Source organism: Flagellimonas amoyensis, assembly GCF_003058265.1.
GTDB lineage: Bacteria > Bacteroidota > Bacteroidia > Flavobacteriales > Flavobacteriaceae > Flagellimonas > Flagellimonas amoyensis.
This window is the reverse complement of sequence record NZ_QBUK01000006.1, coordinates 51,461-72,423: the sequence shown is the minus strand read 5'-3', so window position 1 is coordinate 72,423 and position 20,963 is coordinate 51,461. Positions and strand designations below refer to the sequence as shown.

20 protein-coding genes are annotated in these 20,963 nt (G+C 46.4%); 8 read left to right on the top strand and 12 right to left on the bottom strand.

Features of this window, described 5'->3' with window-relative positions; all coding sequences use genetic code 11:
* Positions 1 to 94: 94 nt before the first annotated feature.
* The gene (locus DB398_RS09715) at positions 95 to 1,435 is read left to right on the top strand and encodes an aspartyl protease family protein (RefSeq protein WP_108424200.1); all 1,341 of its coding nucleotides are present in this window, start codon (positions 95 to 97) and stop codon (positions 1,433 to 1,435) included.
* A gap of 57 nt (positions 1,436 to 1,492) precedes the next feature.
* Here DB398_RS09715 and DB398_RS09710 read toward each other — a convergent pair whose 3' ends face one another.
* The gene (locus tag DB398_RS09710) at positions 1,493 to 1,879 is read right to left on the bottom strand and encodes a DUF1573 domain-containing protein (RefSeq protein ID WP_108424388.1); all 387 of its coding nucleotides are present in this window, start codon (positions 1,877 to 1,879) and stop codon (positions 1,493 to 1,495) included.
* A 196-nt stretch (positions 1,880 to 2,075) separates the two neighbouring features.
* Between DB398_RS09710 and DB398_RS09705 the strand changes: the two genes are divergently transcribed.
* From DB398_RS09705 to DB398_RS09685, 5 genes are all read left to right on the top strand, one after another.
* A complete protein-coding gene (locus DB398_RS09705; protein WP_108424199.1) occupies positions 2,076 to 4,706 on the top strand; it encodes a valine--tRNA ligase in 2,631 nt (876 codons plus the stop codon).
* A 99-nt stretch (positions 4,707 to 4,805) separates the two neighbouring features.
* Positions 4,806 to 6,194, top strand: a complete 1,389-nt coding sequence (locus DB398_RS09700; RefSeq protein ID WP_108424198.1) for a Gfo/Idh/MocA family protein — start codon at positions 4,806 to 4,808, stop codon at positions 6,192 to 6,194.
* Between the two features lie 7 nt (positions 6,195 to 6,201).
* Positions 6,202 to 7,254, top strand: coding sequence for a GHMP family kinase ATP-binding protein (locus tag DB398_RS09695; protein WP_108424197.1), 1,053 nt, complete (start codon positions 6,202 to 6,204; stop codon positions 7,252 to 7,254).
* 5 nt (positions 7,255 to 7,259) lie between these two features.
* Positions 7,260 to 8,093 carry a sugar phosphate nucleotidyltransferase gene (locus tag DB398_RS09690; RefSeq protein ID WP_234416190.1) on the top strand — a complete coding sequence of 278 codons (834 nt, stop codon included), beginning with the start codon at positions 7,260 to 7,262 and terminating at the stop codon, positions 8,091 to 8,093.
* A gap of 53 nt (positions 8,094 to 8,146) precedes the next feature.
* Complete coding sequence (locus tag DB398_RS09685; RefSeq protein ID WP_108424195.1) at positions 8,147 to 9,415, top strand: sterol desaturase family protein; 1,269 nt, start codon at positions 8,147 to 8,149, stop codon at positions 9,413 to 9,415.
* Here DB398_RS09685 and DB398_RS09680 read toward each other — a convergent pair.
* From DB398_RS09680 to rsfS, 6 genes are read right to left on the bottom strand one after another with little or no spacing between them, the layout of a single operon-like run.
* Positions 9,412 to 9,675, bottom strand: a complete 264-nt coding sequence (locus DB398_RS09680; protein WP_108424194.1) for an acyl-CoA-binding protein — start codon at positions 9,673 to 9,675, stop codon at positions 9,412 to 9,414. The two genes, DB398_RS09685 and DB398_RS09680, sit on opposite strands and share 4 nt — an antisense overlap.
* Positions 9,668 to 10,333, bottom strand: coding sequence for a phosphatidylserine decarboxylase family protein (locus DB398_RS09675; RefSeq protein WP_108424193.1), 666 nt, complete (start codon positions 10,331 to 10,333; stop codon positions 9,668 to 9,670). Before DB398_RS09675 ends, DB398_RS09680 begins: the two co-directional genes overlap by 8 nt.
* Entirely contained in the window at positions 10,323 to 11,126 is an 804-nt protein-coding gene (locus tag DB398_RS09670) for a phosphatidate cytidylyltransferase (RefSeq protein WP_108424192.1), read from the bottom strand. The genes DB398_RS09675 and DB398_RS09670 overlap by 11 nt, the downstream gene beginning before the upstream one ends.
* Positions 11,127 to 11,129: 3 nt before the next feature.
* Positions 11,130 to 11,738 carry an LUD domain-containing protein gene (locus tag DB398_RS09665; RefSeq protein ID WP_108424191.1) on the bottom strand — a complete coding sequence of 203 codons (609 nt, stop codon included), beginning with the start codon at positions 11,736 to 11,738 and terminating at the stop codon, positions 11,130 to 11,132.
* Between the two features lie 58 nt (positions 11,739 to 11,796).
* Positions 11,797 to 13,743 carry an ATP-dependent zinc metalloprotease FtsH gene (gene ftsH / locus DB398_RS09660; protein WP_108424190.1) on the bottom strand — a complete coding sequence of 649 codons (1,947 nt, stop codon included), beginning with the start codon at positions 13,741 to 13,743 and terminating at the stop codon, positions 11,797 to 11,799.
* Between the two features lie 5 nt (positions 13,744 to 13,748).
* The gene (gene rsfS, locus DB398_RS09655) at positions 13,749 to 14,126 is read right to left on the bottom strand and encodes a ribosome silencing factor (RefSeq protein ID WP_108424189.1); all 378 of its coding nucleotides are present in this window, start codon (positions 14,124 to 14,126) and stop codon (positions 13,749 to 13,751) included.
* An 82-nt stretch (positions 14,127 to 14,208) separates the two neighbouring features.
* Between rsfS and DB398_RS09650 the strand changes: the two genes are divergently transcribed.
* The gene (locus tag DB398_RS09650; protein ID WP_108424188.1) at positions 14,209 to 14,955 is read left to right on the top strand and encodes a biotin--[acetyl-CoA-carboxylase] ligase; all 747 of its coding nucleotides are present in this window, start codon (positions 14,209 to 14,211) and stop codon (positions 14,953 to 14,955) included.
* Positions 14,956 to 15,150: 195 nt separating this feature from the next.
* Here DB398_RS09650 and DB398_RS09645 read toward each other — a convergent pair whose 3' ends face one another.
* Together DB398_RS09645 and pyrE are read right to left on the bottom strand one after the other, a co-directional pair.
* The gene (locus DB398_RS09645) at positions 15,151 to 15,543 is read right to left on the bottom strand and encodes an orotate phosphoribosyltransferase (RefSeq protein WP_108424187.1); all 393 of its coding nucleotides are present in this window, start codon (positions 15,541 to 15,543) and stop codon (positions 15,151 to 15,153) included.
* Positions 15,544 to 15,552: 9 nt separating this feature from the next.
* Positions 15,553 to 16,191, bottom strand: a complete 639-nt coding sequence (pyrE, locus tag DB398_RS09640) for an orotate phosphoribosyltransferase (RefSeq protein WP_072879547.1) — start codon at positions 16,189 to 16,191, stop codon at positions 15,553 to 15,555.
* A 7-nt stretch (positions 16,192 to 16,198) separates the two neighbouring features.
* Between pyrE and DB398_RS09635 the strand changes: the two genes are divergently transcribed.
* Complete coding sequence (locus tag DB398_RS09635; RefSeq protein ID WP_108424186.1) at positions 16,199 to 16,798, top strand: NUDIX hydrolase; 600 nt, start codon at positions 16,199 to 16,201, stop codon at positions 16,796 to 16,798.
* On the opposite strand, the gene DB398_RS09630 is transcribed toward DB398_RS09635, so the two are convergent.
* From DB398_RS09630 to DB398_RS09620, 3 genes are all read right to left on the bottom strand, one after another.
* Positions 16,788 to 18,563, bottom strand: a complete 1,776-nt coding sequence (locus tag DB398_RS09630) for a M14 family metallopeptidase (RefSeq protein WP_108424185.1) — start codon at positions 18,561 to 18,563, stop codon at positions 16,788 to 16,790. The genes DB398_RS09635 and DB398_RS09630 overlap by 11 nt on opposite strands.
* Before the next feature lie 77 nt (positions 18,564 to 18,640).
* Positions 18,641 to 19,054 carry a response regulator gene (locus DB398_RS09625; protein ID WP_234416189.1) on the bottom strand — a complete coding sequence of 138 codons (414 nt, stop codon included), beginning with the start codon at positions 19,052 to 19,054 and terminating at the stop codon, positions 18,641 to 18,643.
* On the bottom strand, positions 19,038 to 20,867 hold the full coding sequence (locus DB398_RS09620; protein WP_234416185.1) for a PAS domain-containing sensor histidine kinase: 1,830 nt from the start codon (positions 20,865 to 20,867) through the stop codon (positions 19,038 to 19,040). Before DB398_RS09620 ends, DB398_RS09625 begins: the two co-directional genes overlap by 17 nt.
* Positions 20,868 to 20,963: the final 96 nt, after the last annotated feature.

The window sequence follows — 20,963 nt, the reverse complement described above, 5'->3', positions numbered from 1 at the left end:
CAGGTTTATTTATCTGTTTGCCAAAATGTTAAAATAAGGTGAACGATTCGTCTTATTTTGTATATTTAATATGTACAACCTACTAGAATTAAGAATGTTGGGAAGAAAACTTGCTTTTTTTGTGCTTTTTGCGATGGCGCCCTTGCTGGTTTTGGCGCAGGGGTATTTCTTGCCCAAAGGGCAGAAGTTCGAAAAAATCAGGTTTGAGCTCATCAACAACCTTATCATCATCCCCGTGGAGATCAATGGGGCCGAGCTTACCTTTATTCTGGATTCAGGCGTCAGCAAACCTATTCTGTTCAACCTTTCCGAATCCGATTCCATACCCATCAACAACGTATCCGAAGTCACCATTAGGGGGCTGGGAACAGGGGAGCCAATGAAGGCGCTCAGCTCTAAATCCAATATCTTTCGCCTTGGGGATGTACGGAATTTTTCCCAAGATCTTTACATCGTCTTGGACAGGGAAATCAATTTTTCCACCTCTTTGGGCATACCGGTCCATGGGATAATGGGGTATGACCTCTTCAAGGATTTCATCATGGAGGTGAATTATGGCTCACAAACCATAAAACTCCATAACCCCCAGATGTTCAAACACAAAAAGAAAAAGAATACACAGTCCCTTCCCATAGTCATAGAAAAGAACAAAGCCTATGTGCAAGGAACCGTTTTAATGAAAGATACAGCCAATATTCCAGTTAAACTGCTCGTGGATACAGGTAGTAGTGATGCCCTCTGGCTGTTCCAAGAACCGGAAAAGGGACTGGATATACCTGAAAAAAACTATGAGGACCATTTGGGCAGGGGGCTCAGTGGGGACATTTTTGGAAAACGGAGCAAAATTGATGGTGTCAAAATCGGTGGGTTTGAACTCAAGGAAGCCAAAGTAGCATTTCCGTACTGGGAATCCTTTGCTGCATTGGAAAATCTGGGCGACCGCAATGGTAGTGTGGGAGGGGAGATCCTGAAACGGTTCAACATCGTTTTTGATTATACCCGTGGATTGGTCACCCTGAAAAAGAACGGTAATTTTAAGGAACCTTTCCACTATAATCTGTCCGGCGTACAACTTCAGCACAATGGACTGCGGTACATCGCCGAAAGTATTGCCGGTCCCGGCGGAATTGTCAAGGACGATGATTCCACCTTTGGGAATGTCCAGATACTACTGGAGAACAAGACCAGACTCAGTTTGGTGCCGGAAATCGTGGTGTCCGGTATCAGGGCCGGAAGCCCAGCTGCAGAGGCCGGACTGCGTGAAGGGGATGTGATACTTGCTGTCAATGGTAAAAGCGTACATCGGTACAAACTACAGGATATCCTCAAAATGATGAACGAGAAAGAAGGCAAGCGCATCAAAGTGCACATAGAAAGGTACAACAGGGACCTCACGTTTTCCTTTGTGCTCAAAAAAGTCTTCGATGACGACTAAAAAAAATCCCCGAAAAACAATCGCTTTTCGGGGATAGGGTCATAATTTTCTTTTTACTTACTTAGCTCCTGGGCCGTTTACGTTCCCTTTTATTTTTAGAACCTTAGTGGGAGTGTCCGCATTGGAGGTCACCGTGATGGCCTTTCTAATGGGTCCTACCCTGTTGGTGTCATATTTCACCTCTATCTTGCCAGTTTTTCCGGGCATGATGGGTTCTTCTGGCTTTTTCGGGATGGTGCAACCACAGCTTGATTTTACGCTGCTGATCACCAAGGGCGAACTTCCGGTATTGGTAAATTCAAATACCCGGACACCATCGCTGCCCTTTTCAATTTCACCGTAATCAATGGTCTCGCTCTTAAATTCAATCTTAGCAGTTTCCTGGGCATATATCCCTAGAGATAGAAGCCCTACAAACAGCATGAGTACAGTTTTTTTCATCATTTTTGGTTTTTGGGTGAACTCCAAATGTAGATGTTTTGCCACCTGCATCCAAAATTCTTTTGTTATCTAATAACGTTACTTATTTTTGTTTCGTATTTCTGGATTGGCTTCTATCGGAAGAATTGCATTAAATTAACATTGTGTTTCCCTTCAAAAAAACCAATCCATACCCATTAAACAAAAACTGTACCGAAAAATGGAGATTCCATCAAAATATGAACCCCAAAGGGTTGAAGGACACTGGTATGCGTACTGGACGGAACATGGCTATTTTAGCTCGAAACCCGATGAAAGAAAGCCCTATACCATTGTAATACCCCCGCCAAACGTCACCGGGGTACTGCATATGGGGCACATGCTCAACAATACCATCCAAGATGTTTTGATACGAAGGGCAAGGCTTTTGGGCAAAAATGCCTGTTGGGTACCGGGAATGGACCACGCTTCCATTGCCACGGAGGCCAAAGTGGTCGCCAAACTGAAGGATCAGGGCATCAACAAGGCCAACCTATCCCGGGAAGAGTTCCTGAAACACGCCTGGGACTGGACGAACGAGTATGGCGGTGTTATTCTTCAGCAGTTGAAAAAACTGGGTTGCTCCTGCGATTGGGACCGAACCAAGTTTACCATGGATGACGATATGTCAGCTTCGGTGATCAAAGTTTTTGTGGATCTTTACAATAAAGGATTGGTTTACAGGGGGTTTCGAATGGTAAATTGGGACCCTGAGGCCAAGACCACCTTGTCCGATGAAGAGGTCATTTATGAAGAAAGACAAGGGAATCTGTATTATTTGGCCTACGCCATAGAAGGTTCAGACGAAAAAGTGACCATTGCCACCACCCGTCCAGAGACCATTTTGGGAGATACTGCAATCTGCATCAATCCCAACGACGAAAGGTACCATCACCTCCGCGGCAAAAAGGCCATTGTGCCCATCTGCGGTCGTGTGATACCTATCATTGAGGACGACTATGTGGATGTGGAATTCGGGACAGGCTGCTTAAAAGTGACCCCTGCCCACGATGAAAATGACAAAAACCTTGGGGACAAGCACAATTTGGAGGTCATCGATATCTTTAATGAAGATGCGAGCCTCAACTCCTTTGGACTTCACTACGAAGGAAAGGACCGTTTTTTGGTGCGCAAGGAAATTGCGAAGGAGCTGGAGGAAAAAGGCTATTTGGTCAAAGTGGAGCAGCACTTGAACAAAGTGGGCACTTCGGAACGGACCAAAGCGGTCATTGAACCCCGATTGTCCGACCAATGGTTCCTGAAAATGCAAGAATTGGCCAAACCGGCTCTCGAAGGGGTTTTGGAAACGAACGACATTAAACTATATCCATCCAAATTTGACAACACCTATCGCCATTGGATGGAAAACATACGTGATTGGAACATTTCGCGCCAGTTGTGGTGGGGACAGCAGATTCCGGCCTACTATTATGGAGATGGAAAGGATGATTTTGTGGTAGCGGAAACCCCCGAAGAAGCACTGAAATTGGCACAGGAAAAAACTTCGGACTTCGGACTTCAGACTTCGGACTTGACACAAGACCCGGACGTTTTGGATACCTGGTTTTCATCCTGGTTATGGCCCATCAGCGTGTTTGGCGGTATTTTGGAGCCGGACAATGAAGAGGTGGATTATTATTACCCGACCAATGATCTGGTCACTGGACCGGATATCCTGTTTTTTTGGGTGGCCCGTATGATCATGGCCGGATATGAGTACCGTGGAAAAAGACCTTTTGAAAATGTATATCTGACCGGATTGGTCCGTGACAAACAGCGTCGGAAAATGTCCAAATCGTTGGGGAATTCACCCGACGCACTGAAATTGATCGAAGATTTTGGGGCCGATGGTGTTCGTGTGGGACTGCTGTTGAGTTCTGCCGCAGGTAACGATCTCTTGTTCGATGAGGCACTTTGCCAACAAGGTTCCAACTTTGCCAATAAGATTTGGAACGCTTTCCGGTTGGTAAGGGGATGGGAGGTCGCCGATATTCCACAGCCCGAAGCGGCCAAAGTGGGAATTGATTGGTACAGGGCCAAGTTTGATCAGACCTTGGTGGAAATAGAGGACCATTTTTCCAAATACCGTATTTCAGATGCCTTGATGGCCATCTATAAATTGGTCTGGGACGATTTCTGTTCCTGGTTGTTGGAAATTGTGAAACCGGACTATCAGAAGCCCATCGATAGCGTGACATTTGACGCGGTCACCCAGTTATTCGAAGAAAATTTGAAATTGCTGCACCCGTTCATGCCATTTTTGACCGAAGAAGTCTGGCAACATATTAAGGAACGAACCCCGGAGGAAGCATTGATCGTGTCCCAATGGCCAAAACCCGGCAAAGTGGATACGGCATTGATCAACGGTTTTGATTTTGCTGCGGAGGTCATCTCAGGTATCAGGACCATCCGAAAGGAAAAAAGCATTCCCCAAAAAGACGCATTGGAACTTTTTATGATGAATGCAGAAGGCGTGGACAACCAAATGGATGCCATTATTCGGAAGTTGGCCAACCTATCGAATTTAGAGGTGACGGACGCCAGTTTGGATGGTGCGTTGACCTTTAGGGTAAAGAGCAACGAGTATTTCATTCCCATCAGTGGGGCCATTGATGTGGAGGCCGAGATTGCAAAAATCAAGGAAGAACTGAATTATACCAAAGGCTTTTTAAAATCGGTCCAGGGAAAATTGAGCAACGAACGCTTTGTGAACAATGCCCCGGAACAGGTCGTGGCTATAGAACGAAAAAAGGCTGCAGATGCCGAGGCCAAGATCGAGACTTTGGAGAAAAGCTTGGCCAGTTTACAATAACCTTTGGTTATTCGAACAATTTTTGAAAAGGGAAGCTGGCTTCCCTTTTTATTTTTTTCATACTTTGGAATCGATTAGAACCAACACTTTTTATGGACCATGAAAAACCTCAATAGAAGAAGTTTTATTCAAAAAACGTCCTTGACGGCTGCTGCGGTGGCCATTGTTCCCAATTATTTAAAGGCAGCCCCTGAAAGACCGATCTCATCGACCTATATGGGCGGTTTTTCCGCTCCGAAGATGGCTAAGGTCCGTGCCGCTTTCATAGGGGTCGGGGCCAGGGGAGGCACACACGCCAAGTTCTTTGCGGCCTTGGAGGGAACGGAAGTCGTTGCCATCTGCGACCTTTATGAAGATTTGGTCAAGGAGAAGACACAATGGGTAAAAGAGGCAGGCGGACCAAACAAGCATAAGAACATAGCGCAATATTGGGGCGATGAGAACCAATGGCGAAAAATGTTGCAGGAGGTACGGCCGGATGTGGTCTTCATTGCCACCAACTGGGTGAACCATGCCCCTATGGCCATCGGTGCCATGGAGCAGGGTGCCCATGCCTTTGTGGAGGTGCCCATCGCATTGACCATCCAAGAAATGTGGGACATTGTGGACACCAGTGAGCGTACCCAAAAACATTGCATGATGTTGGAAAACGTCAACTACAGTCGTGATGAGCTCATGTTCCTGAACATGTGCAGGCAGGGGGTGATCGGTGAAGTATTGCATGGTGAGGCCGCTTACATCCACGAATTGCGTTGGCAGATGGAGGAACAGGAAAGGGGAACCGGTTCTTGGCGCACCCCTCATTATGCCAAAAGAAATGGGAACCTATATCCGACCCACGGCTTGGGTCCCGTTGCCCAATACATGAATTTGGGCAGGGGAGAGGATACCTTTGGCAGTTTGGTTTCCTTCTCGACCCCATCAAGAGGCCGGGGGCTCTATGCAGAAAAGAACTATCCAAAGGATCATAAATGGAACCAATTGGACTTCAAGGGAGGGGATTTGAATACTTCCATCATCAAAACGAACTTGGGAAGGACCATTATGGTGCAATGGGACGAAACCAGCCCCAGGCCCTATTCCAGATTGAACTTAATCCAGGGTACCAAAGGTATATTGGCCGGATTTCCGACCCGGGTGGCGCTCGAAGGAGGTGTTGAGGGGCTGACCACGGACCACCATTCCTGGGTGCAGGGCGACCAACTGGAAAAATTATATGAAAAATACGACCATCCCTTATACAAAAGGTTGAACGAAGCGGCCAAAGGCAGCGGGCATGGTGGAATGGACGGGATCATGGTCTATCGTATCGTGGAATGCCTCCAAAAAGGACTTCCCTTGGACCAAAACGTCTACGAAGGATGTCTCTGGAGTGCCGTTTCACCATTGAGCGAACGCTCTGTGGCCAGTGGGGGAGCTCCACAACCTTTTCCTGATTTTACAAGGGGCAACTGGAAGGAAACCGACCCCTTGGACATTATAAGCTAACCATCACATGATTCAAATACAAGTTCCGGCACGTATCTGCTTTTATGGGGACCATCAAGATTATTTGGGGCTTCCGGTAATTGCAGGTGCCATAGATCGCTATATCCACATAACGGCCCGACCCAATACTGAGGAAAAATTTGTTCTGAAACTATTGGATCTGGAGGAGGAGGAATTCATTCTTTTGGACGATGACTTGAAAAATGTCCAACCCGGCGATTTTTTCCGTTCGGCCATGGCGGTTTTAAAGAATGAGGGCTTCCGTTACCAACAAGGTTATACTGTTGAAATCTCAGGAAATATCCCGGTAAACGCAGGCCTTTCCAGTTCCTCGGCCTTATTGGTGGCCTGGATTCGTTTTTTGGTGGCCATTAATGGTAAATTGGATGAAACAAGCGATTTTCAAGTAGGCAGATGGGCCTATAAAGCCGAAGTGGTTTTCTTCGATTCCCCGGGTGGATTGATGGACCAATACACCATTGCGCAACGTGGGTTGCTCTACATCGATACCGAAAGTGGAAAAAGTGAACGCTTGGTAGGGGACATGGGGCAATTGTTGGTGGCCGAATCCGGTCTGGCCAAAAAGACCCTCGAAGTGCTCAAGAATGCCCGTGTCTTCGCACAAAACGCTGTCGATGCCGTGAAAAGGAACCATCCCGAATTTGTTTTGAAGGAGTCTGTGTTGGACGACTATGAAAAATATTTGGAATCGGTGCCCCACGAATTTCGAGATCATTGGTATGCGGCCATCCATAATTATCAGATTACCCTTGCGGCCAAGAAGGAGTTGCAAAAGGAACTGCCCAACCTTCGAAAATTAGGGGATTTGATGAACAGGCACCAAAAAATCCTTGAGGAGCAGATTCAGAATACCCCTGTAGAAATGGTACGGATGATGGAGGCTGCCATTGGGGCAGGGGCCATCGGTGCAAAAACCATAGGTTCGGGTGGAGGTGGCTGCATGGTGGCCATGGTCACTGGGGAAGTCAAGGAAGCCGTGCGACAAGCTTTTTTGGATGCCGGCGCCAAAGCAGTGTATGAAGTTGAAATAACAGCATAGTGAATATGGAAAACAATAGTTTGGTGATCATGGTGGGAGGGGCTTCGTCCCGAATGAAAAGAAGTCTGTCATCAGATCGGGAAAACAAGGGTGTGATGGACCACATTCCCCATAAAAGCCTCATTCCCGTGGGGAATAGAGGGAAGCCTTTTTTGTTTTATCTGGTCAGGAATGCCATGGAAGCTGGTTATGAAAACCTCTATTTGATCACTAGTCCAGGGAATGAGGCTTTCCAAAATCTGGTGGATCATGGAGGTCTTCCTTCTGGTTTGCAGGTATTCATGGCCATCCAGCAGGTGCCGGGCGATAGGGAAAAGCCCTTGGGAACTGCAGATGCCCTTCAGCAATGTTTGGATCAATATCCGGTGCTCAAAACATCCACTTTTACGGTCTGTAACGGAGACAACCTGTATTCTGTAGGGGCCCTCAAGGATTTACGGAGCGAAAGAAAAGCGGCCAATGCCCTCATCAGCTATGCCAGTTCCGGATTTGAGTTTACGGACGAGCGTATCTCCAAATTTGCGGTCATGGATATTTCCGAAGATGGTTTCCTCAAGAAAATCGTTGAAAAACCTGCCCTACAGGATATGCCCAACTATATTGACGAAACAGGGGAACTTCGTGTGAGCATGAACATCTTCAGTTTTTATGGTGAGGACATTTATCCTTATTTACAGAATTGTCCCCTAGATCCGGTCCGGGACGAGAAGGAACTGCCCAAGGCTGTTGGTAATTTGGTGACGGATAACCCACAAAGTGTGCTCTGTATTCCGCGTTTGGAACACATTCCCGACCTTACAGATGCCAACGATATCCAATTATTCAAAAATTTGGAGTAACTTCATGGTGCACAGCCCCATACTTGCAACGACTAAAATTTTAAACTTTTGGAATGGAATCGTATGCAACGGCATTGTTATATGCCACTCCCTTCTTTATAGGTCTGGTACTTTTCGAAGTGCTCTACGGCCGTTTTGTGAAAAACCAGAAGCACAACCTGATGGATACCGTGAGCAGTCTCAGCTCGGGGCTGACCAATGTGGTAAAGGATTCTTTGGGGTTGGTACTCGTTCTGGTCAGCTATCCATTTTTGTTGGAACATTTGGCGCTTACCGAAATCAAGGCTACCTGGTTGGTCTGGTTGGTGGCCTTCATCGTGCTTGATTTTGCGGGATATTGGAACCATCGCCTCAGCCACCACATCAATTTTTTCTGGAACCAGCATGTCATTCACCACAGCAGTGAAGAATTCAATCTGGCCTGTGCCCTTCGCCAGCCCATTTCCAATCTTTTGGGTTATTATGCGCTGCTCTTGATCCCTGCTGCCCTGCTTGGGGTCCCGCATGAGGTCATCGCTGTTTTGGCGCCTATCCATCTTTTTGCCCAGTTTTGGTACCATACCCAACATATCGGAAAAATGGGATGGTTGGAGTATGTGATCGTTACCCCTTCGCAGCATCGGGTTCATCATGCCATCAACAAGGAATACATCGACAAGAACTTAGGGCAGATATTCTGTATTTGGGACAGGATGTTCGGAACATTTCAGGAGGAACTGGATAAGGTACCGCCCCAATATGGTGTCTTGAAACCTGCCAACACGTGGAATCCCATCATCATCAATTTTCAGCATTTGTGGCGACTAGTGAAGGATGCATGGCGGACCAGGAGCTACTGGGACAAACTACGGATTTGGTTCATGCCTACTGGCTGGCGGCCTGCGGATGTCAAGTCAGCCCATCCGGTAGAGATCATTGAAGATGTCTATAATTTTGAGAAATACCGGCCGGAAGCTTCCAATTCGCTGAAGGTATATGCCTTGTTCCAACTCATCATGACCACGGCCCTGATGCTCTTTATGTTCTACAATTATTCCAACATTGGGTTTGATGGCCTTTTGCTGTTCGGGGGCTTTGTCTTTATAGGCGTCTATGGGTACACGACCTTGATGGACCGAAAAAAGTATGCTGTCTGGATTGAAGTGTTCCGGGGAGTGGCGGGGTTGGCCTTGATTTTCTTCACCAAGGATTGGTTCGGAATCGATTCTTTTTTGCCGATGGCCAGTTATTCCGTGGCCATCTATTTTTTGATCACCATTTTTGGCGGCGTATATTTCACCTATTTTGAAAAGCCATATGCGGCAACCAACTTGGCGTCCTAGAGTGTCCTAATTTCCAAATCCACCAGTTCGATGTATTTTTCCATGGCCTCTTTTCGGCCCATGTTCTTCGCTTGGAACAGGGCATTGGCCTTGAAGGCATTGATCAATGGGGTCCTGCTGCCCGGATTGTCAAAATTTCGGTTGGCAATTTTGAAGTAGGCATACAGTTTTAGTAGCAAATCGGCGGGCAATGGTTCCGTATAGCTGTTCACAAAAGCTACCGCCTCCTCAAATTTTTTATGCAAGGCTTCGTCAATCATCTTCTCTTCTTACAGATGCAATGCAGGTTTTGGCCCCGGTCACTTTTTGGTTCAGTTTCACGGTGATGTTGCAATTCAAGGGCAACAAAAGGTCTACCCTGGACCCAAACTTGATAAAGCCCGCATCTTCACCCTGTGTCACTTGTTCGCCTTCTTCCGCATAATTGACAATACGCCTGGCCATGGCCCCGGCAATTTGTCGGTACCCAATCTCACCAAATTTAGGAGTATGGAGCACCACGGTGGTACGTTCGTTCTCCGTACTGGATTTGGGGTGCCAGGCCACCAAATATTTCCCGGGATGGTATTTGGAATAGGTTACAGTTCCGCTGGCAGGGTATCGGGTGACATGCACGTTCACGGGTGACATGAAAATAGAGACTTGTCTTCTACGTTCCTTAAAATATTCAGGTTCATCCACTTCTTCTATGACCACGACCTTCCCATCCACGGGAGCCAAGATCTCATCAAAATTGGGGGTCACCGGTCTTTTGGGGTTCCTGAAAAACTGGAGAATGGCAATCAGGACAACAAGGGCGGAAATCTGTATGGTGAACCGTGCCCATTCCACATCAATCAAATACTGTGCGGCAAATAGGGCGGCAACCACAAGAAAAAAAGTGAAAATGACTATTTTTTGACCCTCTTTATGAAACATAGGAGAAAATATTAAGTATCAAATATGCAAATGGCGAAGCAAACACCAAGCTGTCCAATCGGTCCCAAACCCCGCCATGACCGGGAAGGATGGCACCACTGTCCTTCACTCCCGCCATACGTTTGAATTTGGATTCCAAAAGATCGCCAAGGCTTCCCGCAACCACGATCAGGGTGGCCATTGCCATCCATTCCATCAAGCTGAGCTTGGTTTCGTACCAAGAAAGGATATAGGCGGCCACCAGTGCAAAAATAAGACCTCCTACAGAACCTTCAATGGTTTTTTTTGGAGAAACTGCAGGAAACAATTTTGTTCTGCCCATGGCCCTTCCCACCAAATAGGCAAACGTATCGTTGACCCAGATCAGGATAAAGATGCCCATGATCAAAAATTGGGCAAAGGCATCATCCTTATAGGGGATCATGGTCAGGAAGATACATCCGCCACCAATGTAGAAAACGGCAATGATGAATTTTTGGAGCTCCGTAAACTCTTTTGGTCTTTTGGAAAATAGAAAAGCAAGGAGCACTAGGTCCACCGTTATGGTCAGTAGCATGAGAAGGGTCACCAGAGCGCCGTCCTGAACAAGATAGATGAATACCCACCAGAGTGCCAGATAAGCGACAAAGATGGCGTATCCCTTGAGCTTTACGATGCGTTTGAATTCATACAGGCAGGCAAGTCCAAAGGCCATAAAAAGGAAATCGAAGGCATCCGAACTTAAAAAAACCGCTCCCAAGAGAAGCACCACGTAGATGACCCCCGTTATGGAGCGCCTTAAAATTTCTTTCATGTACTAGTAGTCTTCCAGGAGTAAAAGATAGACATTTTTTGAGGCACTTCCATAGGAAAGGAAATCGTCTTTGTTCTCCGGTGTAGGTTGAAAATGCTTTAGCGTGGTGATATTGTTGGGAATGTCCTTACGGTATTTTTCCTTGATGATCTTGAGTGCCCCACTGATGGAGTCCACCAATTGGCTTGTGGTGGCAAACACGATCAGGTTGGAGGGGAGTTCGTCCAATTTCTTTTCCTTGATCTGGTTGGAACATACCAAAATGGAGCCGTTGTGGGCAACAAGGTGTTCGCAGGTGGTGAAGAAAATGTCACTTTCCTGCCGATTGCCCGTAAATTCAAGTTTTTCTGAAGCAAAGCGGTTTTCCAGTCTGGGGTCGAGGGAATAGAGCATGTGGTTCTGCCAGTTGTTCTCCGAGATGATGTTTTTCAACGCATCGGATATTTCTGAAAAGTCCTCGCAGTAGATGAACTTTCCCCCGTTTTTCTTGAAATAGATGGTGAACTTTTCGTCAATGGGAATTTTCAGATCGGGCATGTGGTCTCCACGGGTTTCCAAAGTTTCCTTGGAAACCTTTTTTCCTCCTCCGAAAATCTTTTTAAAAACTCCCATTTACCGTATCGAGTGCATTTTTCTATTTCAGTTTAGACTCCATCTTTTGGAACCCAATCTATTTGGCAGGCTCCAGTTTTTCCTCTTCTTTTTCAAAAGGTCTTCTGCCAAAAATCTTTTCCAGATCGTCCTTAAAGATAACTTCTTTTTCCAAAAGCCTGTCAGCAAGCTCGGTCAATTTGTCCTTATTGTCATCCAGGAGCTTGATGGCGCGTTGGTACTGCTCCTCTATCATTTTGGATATTTCCTGATCGATTCGCTGTGCGGTCTCCTCGCTATAGGGCTTGGTGAACCCATATTCGTTCTGGCCAGATGAATCGTAATAGGTGATGTTCCCCAATTTATCGTTCAGACCATATATTGTGACCATGGCCCTGGCCTGTTTGGTCACTTTTTCCAAATCGCTCAAAGCTCCTGTGGAAATCTTGTTGAAGATGACCTTCTCAGCGGCCCTTCCTCCCATGGTGGCACACATTTCGTCCAACATCTGTTCCGGACGAACGATCAAGCGCTCTTCGGGTAGGTACCAAGCTGCTCCCAACGATTGTCCGCGTGGAACTATGGTGACCTTCACCAAAGGTGCGGCATGCTCCAACATCCAGCTCACGGTGGCGTGACCGGCTTCGTGGTATGCAATGGTCTTTTTCTCTTCGGGGGTAATGATCTTGTTCTTTTTCTCCAAACCACCGACAATCCTGTCCACGGCGTCGAGGAAATCCTGCTTGGTCACCGCCTTTTTCTCTTTACGGGCAGCAATAAGGGCGGCCTCGTTACATACGTTGGCGATGTCAGCACCTGAGAAACCTGGGGTCTGTTTGGCCAAAAAGTCGAGGTCCAATGTCTCCGCGGTCTTGATGGGGCGCAAGTGCACCTCAAAGATTTCTTTTCTTTCGTTCAGGTCGGGAAGGTCCACATAGATCTGACGGTCAAATCGTCCGGCACGCATCAAGGCTTTGTCCAGTACATCGGCACGGTTTGTGGCGGCCAGTACAATGACGTTGGTGTTGGTGCCAAACCCGTCCATTTCGGTGAGCAGCTGGTTCAAGGTGTTCTCGCGCTCATCGTTGGAACCTGTAAAATTGTTCTTGCCCCTTGCGCGTCCAATGGCATCTATCTCATCAATAAAGATGATGGCAGGGGACTTGTCCTTGGCCTGTTTGAAAAGATCACGCACGCGGGAAGCTCCCACACCTACGAACATTTCCACAAAATCGGAACCGGACAGGGAGAAGAAAGGCACTTTTGCCTCTCCGGCCACGGCCTTGGCCAAAAGGGTCTTACCTGTTCCCGGAGGTCCAACCAAAAGGGCCCCTTTGGGTATTTTTCCACCGAGCGAGGTATATTTATCAGGGTTCTTAAGGAATTCCACAATCTCTTGTACTTCTTCCTTGGCACCTTCCAGACCGGCGACATCCTTGAACGATGTGCGGGTATCGGTCTTTTCATCAAATAGTTTGGCCTTGGATTTTCCGATGTTGAAAATCTGTCCTCCGGCACCACCTCCGGCACCACCGGACATTCTGCGCATCAAATAGATCCAGATGGCAATGATCAACGCAAAGGGCAGCAATGACAATAATAAATCGCCCAGAACATTGGATTCGGTATCGAACTCCACAATGGTATCCAGGTTGTTCTCTTTCTTGATCTCTGTGATCTCGTTCTGGAAAATCTGTAGGTCACCATAATCCAGGATATACTGGGGCATCAAACTGGAGGAAGGGAAAAGGGGCTTTTTGGCCACTCCTTTGTGCACATCCTTGTTGAGGGCCTCTTCGGTCAAATATACCTTGGCCTGGCGTGTATTGGTGATGATGACGATCTTGGAGATGTCACCATTGCGTAAAAATTCCTGTAGTTCTGAAGTTGTGGTCTTCTCGGTACTGGAGAAGCTGCTTCCTCCAAAGAACTGGAAGCCGATGATCAAAGCGATCACCACGCCGTATATCCACCACGAACTAAAACGAGGTTTCTTAGGGGTATTTGGATTGTTTTCTTTTGCCATTTTTTTTAAGAATTGTAGCTGCTCTCCACCATCGTTACCTTGGCATCTCCCCAAAGTCCTTCAATGTCGTAGAATTCCCTAATATGTTTTTGAAATACATGTACCACCACGTTTACGTAGTCCATCAATATCCATTCGGCATTGTCTGAACCTTCAACGTGCCAAGGCTTGTCTTGGATGGCTTTGCTTACGGTTTTTTGTATAGAGGAAACGATTGCATTGACATGCGTGTTGGAAGTACCGTTGCAGATTATGAAGTAGTCACAAACTGTGTTTTCGATTTCCCTTAGGTCCAGTAGATTTATATCAACCCCCTTTACGTCTTCTATCCCGTGCAAAATCAAGGCAATCAGTTCATCTGCGCTGGCTTTCGTTTTCTGCATTCAAAAATTTTAGTTTTTACAAAGTTATATTTTTTTTGTTTTCTTAGCCTTAGTTTTTAACAAATCGATAAGGCGTACCACATTGGGAGAACATACTCGGATAATCAAACTTGATGCCACGGATTCCACGAATGTATTTTTGAAGGGGCTCCTACAGTCATCCGGCCCCTTGGCAGACTATACCACCATTGAGGCCAAGAAACAGCTCAAGGGTAGGGGACAGATGGGTTCCGTTTGGGAATCTGAAGAGGGTAAAAACCTAACTTTCAGTGTTTTGAAGCACTTTGATTCGTTGCTGGCAGAACAGCAATTTTTGTTGAACATTGGGGTGTCATTGGCGGTCTGTGATGCCTTGGAGGAGCATGCCATACCTGATTTGAAGGTGAAATGGCCCAACGACATTATGTCAGGTTCTTTTAAAATCGGTGGCATTTTGATCGAGAATGTCCTAAAAGGGCAGTGGGTGCAGCATTCGATCATTGGGATAGGACTGAACGTGAACCAAGAAGATTTTGGGAATCTGGACAAAGCATCCTCCTTAAAATCCATCACGGGCCATTTTTATGATCTTGACGGACTTTTGGACCGGATTCTGGAAAAATTACAAACGCATTTGGATGGGATGGAGGGCCAAACGATGGAACAGCTCTTGCCTGCCTATGAAAATCGACTGTTCCGAAAGGACAAGCCTTCCACTTTTACCCATGCCGATGGCGAGCTGTTCATGGGGTTCATCCGTGGAGTGTCGTCCATGGGTAAGCTGGTTTTGGAGCTTGAGGACCACATTTTTAGGGAATTTGACCTGAAAGAGGTAACCCTGCTCTATTGAACTGTTGTTCGTTATGGGAATTTAGAGTCAGGAGGTTGGTGCTCGCTAGACGATGTTTGAAGTCGGAATGGTTTGAAGTTTCCTGCCTGCCTTCCGAAGCCTGGAACTTGGGATTTGTTCTTGAACTTGAAACTTCAGCTTGAACTTGAACGGGGATACAGCAAACTACCGCCTCAAACCCACCGCCGTTTTTGATTATATTTTGTCCAAGTTTTTGGAAAGGGTCTCCATGAAATTCGTGATGGGCGATTTGATCATCATGGCCATCATGGCGTTGAACTGACCTTCAAAACTTAGGCCCACTTCGCTTTCATTTTCTCCCAAGGGTGTAATGTCCGCCGTCAACGTAAAGGGAAGTTTGTCACTGGCGGCACCAAGGACCACTTTGTCATTGGGGTATTGTTCCTTCAACCTAAGCACGATTTCCGGCATGCCCTTTAGGGCAAACTTGAAGGTGTTTTCATCCAGAACCTCAAACTTGTCGATATTGTCTGGCATCAGGGTCTCAAAGTTTTTGATGTCCGTGAGGAAATCAAAAACGTCCTTATCGTTCTTGGATACTTTCTTTTTGGAGGTCTCTATGTGCATGATGTTCGTTTATTTCCATTCCTGCGGATTGGATCTCCACTCCAGCAGGGTCTTCAATTGTGATTCTTTGATGTAATGGGTCTCGGAGGCCTGCTCCACCAAATGTTCGTAGTCGGAGAGTGTGTGCAGTTCCACACCTTCCTGCTCAAAATTGGTGGTCGCCACGGGGAAACCGTAGGTAAAGATGGCCAGCATGCCCTTTACTTTTGCATTTTGGTCCTTTAGGGCCTTAACGGCATTGAGACTGCTTTTCCCGGTACTGATAAGGTCTTCGATGACCACAACGGATTGGCCGGATTCAAATTGGCCTTCTATCTGGTTCTGCCGTCCATGGGATTTGGGTTCGGGCCTCACATAGATGAAGGGCAATCCCAGTGCTTCTGCCACCAAAATGCCTATGCCTATGGCACCTGTGGCCACCCCGGCGATCACATCGGGCTTTCCGTAGAGGTTTTCCACTTGTTTGGCCATTTCCTCTCTCACAAAATTCCGGATTTCCGGATAGGAGAGCATAATCCTATTGTCGCAATAAATTGGGGATTTCCACCCGGATGCCCATGTAAACGGATTTTCGGGTTCCAACTTTATTGCATTAATTTGTAAAAGCAGCTCCGCTGTCTTTTTAGCAATTCCCTTATCTAAAACCATTGCGCAAATGTATGAAGTTTTTGTTAATGAGTCCCCACTGATCTTAACAAACGAGCGCCCTGAAAAATCCAACGGAAACCTGTTTTCATTGGACGGTGATTCCATTATGGAGGCCATTGAGCTGTTGTCCAAAAAGAAATTGAAAAAGGCCTACCTGTACCATCCGGACAGGGACAAGATACTCAAGCTTTTCATGCACAAGATTCCCGTGGTGGTCGCAGGTGGAGGCTTTGTGGTGAACGCAAAGGGCAAGGTACTGTTCATCCACAGAAATGGAAAATGGGACCTGCCGAAGGGAAAGGTGGACAAAGGGGAATCCATTGAAAGAGCCGCTATCCGCGAAGTGGAGGAGGAGACCGGGGTGAAAGACCTCGTGATTGAAAAATTTCTGCGTACCACCTACCATGTTTTCAAACGGAATGGGGAATATCGGTTAAAGCAGACCCATTGGTTCCTCATGTCCACGGACTATACCGGAAAATTGGTTGCCGAGAAGGCCGAAGGTATCAAAAAGGTGAAATGGAAAGGCCCTGAAAAGGCTGCAAAGGCCCTAAAAAATTCGTACAACAATATCAGGATATTGTTTGCCGACCCCTTTATTTCCTAGCCAATATGCCAGAGGCTTCGCTACCCTTTGCCACCCGATATACAGGGTAGGAGAGATAGGCTTCCTCCAGATGTACGGAGCGTTCAAAAATCCAATCCAGTTGTGCGTACCAGTTGTTCGCAAAATTGAGGTCCAGCTTCTTTTTGGTCTCAAAATTTTGGCGAAGTATGGTATCTTTCTGTAGCATATCCAAGGCGACATCTTCAAAAACATAGGGCGAAAAGCCCTCTTTCTGCTGAAGGAAGGTGTCAAAGAAGTTCCAGTTGAAAAAGGAGTCCACGGCATGTGGCTCCAAGGTTTCCAGAAGGTACCTTATGCCCGGTTGACGGGTAGGTATCACATAATCCCCTGGTTTAAAACTGACCTTTTTGGTGTTTTTCTCCACCTTGGTGCCATAATGGAGGTAATGTCCTTCGTAGGGTGCGTTCCGGGTCTTGTAGTCCAAGATGGTATAGGTCTCCACGTTCAGGGAAGTATCCTTGTCCAGTTTGAAGTATTGGATCTTGTTGGCCTCCAATCTTTCTATGACCTTCTGTTGGCTCTGTCTGATGATGTAGGCATCGGGAACGGAAACAGTATCGGTGGGGTAATATTGGTCCTGATAGACCACTTCTTTGGTAAAGGGTTTTGTCCGGTCATATTTTAAACGCGGAAGTCCGGTCACCTCGCTCGTAAGCTGCTCCGCTTCAAATCCTTTAAACTGGAGTGTGGAACTTTGTGTGGTGTCCACTTGCCAGTTCAGGTAATATTCGGTGAGATCGAGGTTTTTTTCCAAGGTCTCTTTGCGTAGGTTCTTTATGTTTTCATGCTCTTTTTCCACTACGGCAATCAAGCTTTCCATGATCTCGTAGGTGCCATCTACCCTTTGTTTGTAGGGTTTTAGCATATGGGTTTCCACCATCAGTCCCAAAGTGCTCCAAAGTGTGGTATAGCCTGTGGAATACCTGGGATGGTCTATAAATTGACTGAAACCCAACTCCGGGGGCATATTGAAAACGTTCACATAAGGCGTGATGTCCCAATCTTTTTCGGCCAACGACTTTTCAATGTCGGGCATGAAGGAACTGTAGAGGTATTTTCCGAGATCTCCGCCCAACTTGTTGTGTTGGGTGAACAAATGGGTCAATGTGTATTGATAGTCGGCGCCGTTGCTGACGTGATTGTCTATGAACACATCGGGCTTTACCAAATGGAAGATGTCCGCGAAGGTCTTGGCGTTCTTGGAGTCCATTTTGATGAAGTCCCTGTTCAGGTCATAGTTCAGGGCATTTCCCCGAAAACCATATTCCAGCGGACCATTTTGGTTGGCCCTGGTGGTGGAGTTCCTGTTGAGGGCACCTCCAATATTGTAGATAGGTATGGTGACCAATACCGTTTTTTCGGGTGCCGGCACATTCTTGGTGGCAAGGTCCCTATAGAGCATCATCGTGGCGTCTATGCCATCACTTTCTCCTGGGTGTATGCCATTGTTGATGAGGATGATCGATTTTTCTTTTCGGATGTTCTCAAAGTTGAAGTCGCCATCCGGGTTGAAGGTCACCATGTGAAGGGGTTGTCCACTATCTGTCTTTCCAATGGTGTGTATGTTTATCTGGGGAAAGTCACGGGCCAACTTTATATAGAAATCAATGGTCTCGGCGTAGGTAGCGGTCTCTTTCTCCCCAGATGCTTCGTAAACGGTCTGGTAAGAGGTTTCCTTGTTCTGTGTTTCGGTTTCACAGGAAATGAACAGGAGCAGGACTGCAAAAAAGAGGATATGTTTCAAGGTGGCACGTATTTGTTATCAGTTGGACCAAAAAGGAATTGACCTTTTGGCAATCCCAAAAATAACGAATTATCTGCTTACGAGGCCATGTTGATGCTGTCCAAATCGCTGGTCTCAATTTTGAAGATGGGCTTGTTCTTAAAATTGAGCGTGTGTGGGCACTTGTCCTTGAATTCGTTCCACTTTTGATAGTCCAATGGGTCTATGGAAGACGTGATCATGTTGATGATGATGTGTTCCTTGATGTCCAAGCGGATGAGTTCTTCCAGAAAATCCCAACCGTCCATGATGGGCATGTTGATGTCCAAAAAGATCACTTCGGGAATGCATTGGTCTTTCTCGGTCCGTTCCTTCAGGGCGTCAAAGGCTTCCTTTCCGTTTTGGAAAATTTGCACATCATCGCACATGGCCACTGGTTTCAGTACTTTTTTAATGCCAAATACGGTTATGGGATCATCGTCCACAATAAAAATACTACTTACTTTCTTCATTAAAATATACATTGAAGGTAGCACCTTTGTCCACTTCACTATTAACTGTTATACTTCCGCCCATGGCCTCTATCTGATTTTTGATGATATATAGGCCTATACCTTTGGCATCCTTCCTATTATGGAACGTTTTATACATGCCAAATATTTTATCGCCATATCTTTCAAGGTCTATTCCCATACCGTTGTCCGATACGCTGAAAATTAATGTTTTCTCTCCCTTTTTTGCATCCATGGTAATGATAGGGTTCCTGTCCGGACTGCTGTATTTTACGGCATTGGTGACCAAGTTCAGTATAATGCTGTCCAAATAGGCGGGAACGCTCCATACCATCATGTCCGCTGGGATGTTGTTGATGATGTTTACCTTGTTCTTTTCCAGGAAAGCGGAAAGGTTCTGACGTACTTTGGATATACTTAAGTTCAGGTTGAGCGGTTGTTTGCTCAAGGTCACATTGGTGTTGATGTCCACGACCTGGTTGAGGTTCTCCAAGGTCTCCAGCAAACTGTCGGATGCTTGGTTGAGCATTTCCATGATATGTGCCTTTTCCGTTTCATTTTCCTCTTCGGACAAAAACTTCAGCAGCATGGAGAAGTTTGCCGAGTGCGAACGCAGGTTGTGCGATACGATGTGGGCAAAATTGATGAGCTTTTTGTTCTGTACGGAGGTAATGTTGATCAAGTTCCTCAACTGATCCTCCTTTTTCTTCATGGCCGTGATGTCCATGCCTATGCCGATGAGGCCACTTATCTTTCCTTCGAGGTCGAAGAGGGGTATCTTGGAGGTCAGGAAATTGGTGGCCTTTCCATTTTTCTTGATGCTGATGGTCTCCTTCCCGAGCATGGGCTTTAGGGTCCTGATCACTTCAAGGTCCTCTTCCCTCGATATTTTGGCGACCTCCGTTTCATAAAGGTCAAAATCGGTTTTGCCAATAAGGTCCTTGGCACTTTTTTCCAAATATTGACATTCGGCCTTGTTGACCAAGATTTTTCTGGAATCCAAGTCCTTCACGAACACGTTCAGTGGAAGGTTGTCAATAAGGGCGGTGAGCAATTGCTGGTGGTGCTTGATCCTGGTTTCGGTAGTGACCTGCACATTGATGTCCTGAATGGTCCCGAACAATTTTACGATCTTGCCATTTTCAAGTACCGGTTTTCCTGCGGCACTTACCCATTTTTCTTCACCATCTTGGGTCACAATGGTCAATTTTTTATTGAAAGGGGTTCCCTCGTTGATGGCACTGTGGACGAGCATTGCTATTTTGTTGCGGCTATATCCCTGTTTGTAAAAGGCTATGGCATCGGTCACATTGGGAGTGTAGGATGGGTCTACATGGTGAATCTTCTTGGTTTCATCGCACCAAAAAAGTTCTTCTGTCTCGATCGTATATTCCCAGCAACCCACTTGTGATACCTCGGATTTGGTCTTCAGGATGTGGTTTACCTTCTCCAACTCCCGTTCTTTCTCCACTTCTCGGGAAATGTCATCGGTCTGGATAATGGTGCCTATTATATTTTCCTTTTCATCGTACCAAGGAGCAAAGGTGCTTTCAAGCCAACGCTTGTCCATCTCTTTCCCAATACAATGTCTTAAGGAAAATGTTCGACTCTCCATTAGCTTTTCCCTTAGGGCATCACTTTCTCCGTAGAGGGCAAAAATATTGACCCCAATACTGTCCTTTGGGGCTATCCCAAAAATATTCAGCCATGAATCTGAGGCGTCCGAAACCATTCCGTCCATAGCGACCAGGGCAGTTGCTTTGGGCAATTGTTTCAGTAAGTAGTGTTGTGCAATTCTCTCGACTGCTTTCAAAACTCGGGGGTATTAGGGAAACTTTATGCTCTAAAGAAATTTCTGACCAATGTAAGGGTAATGTGTCAGCCTACTTATTTATTGTTGTGAAAGGCC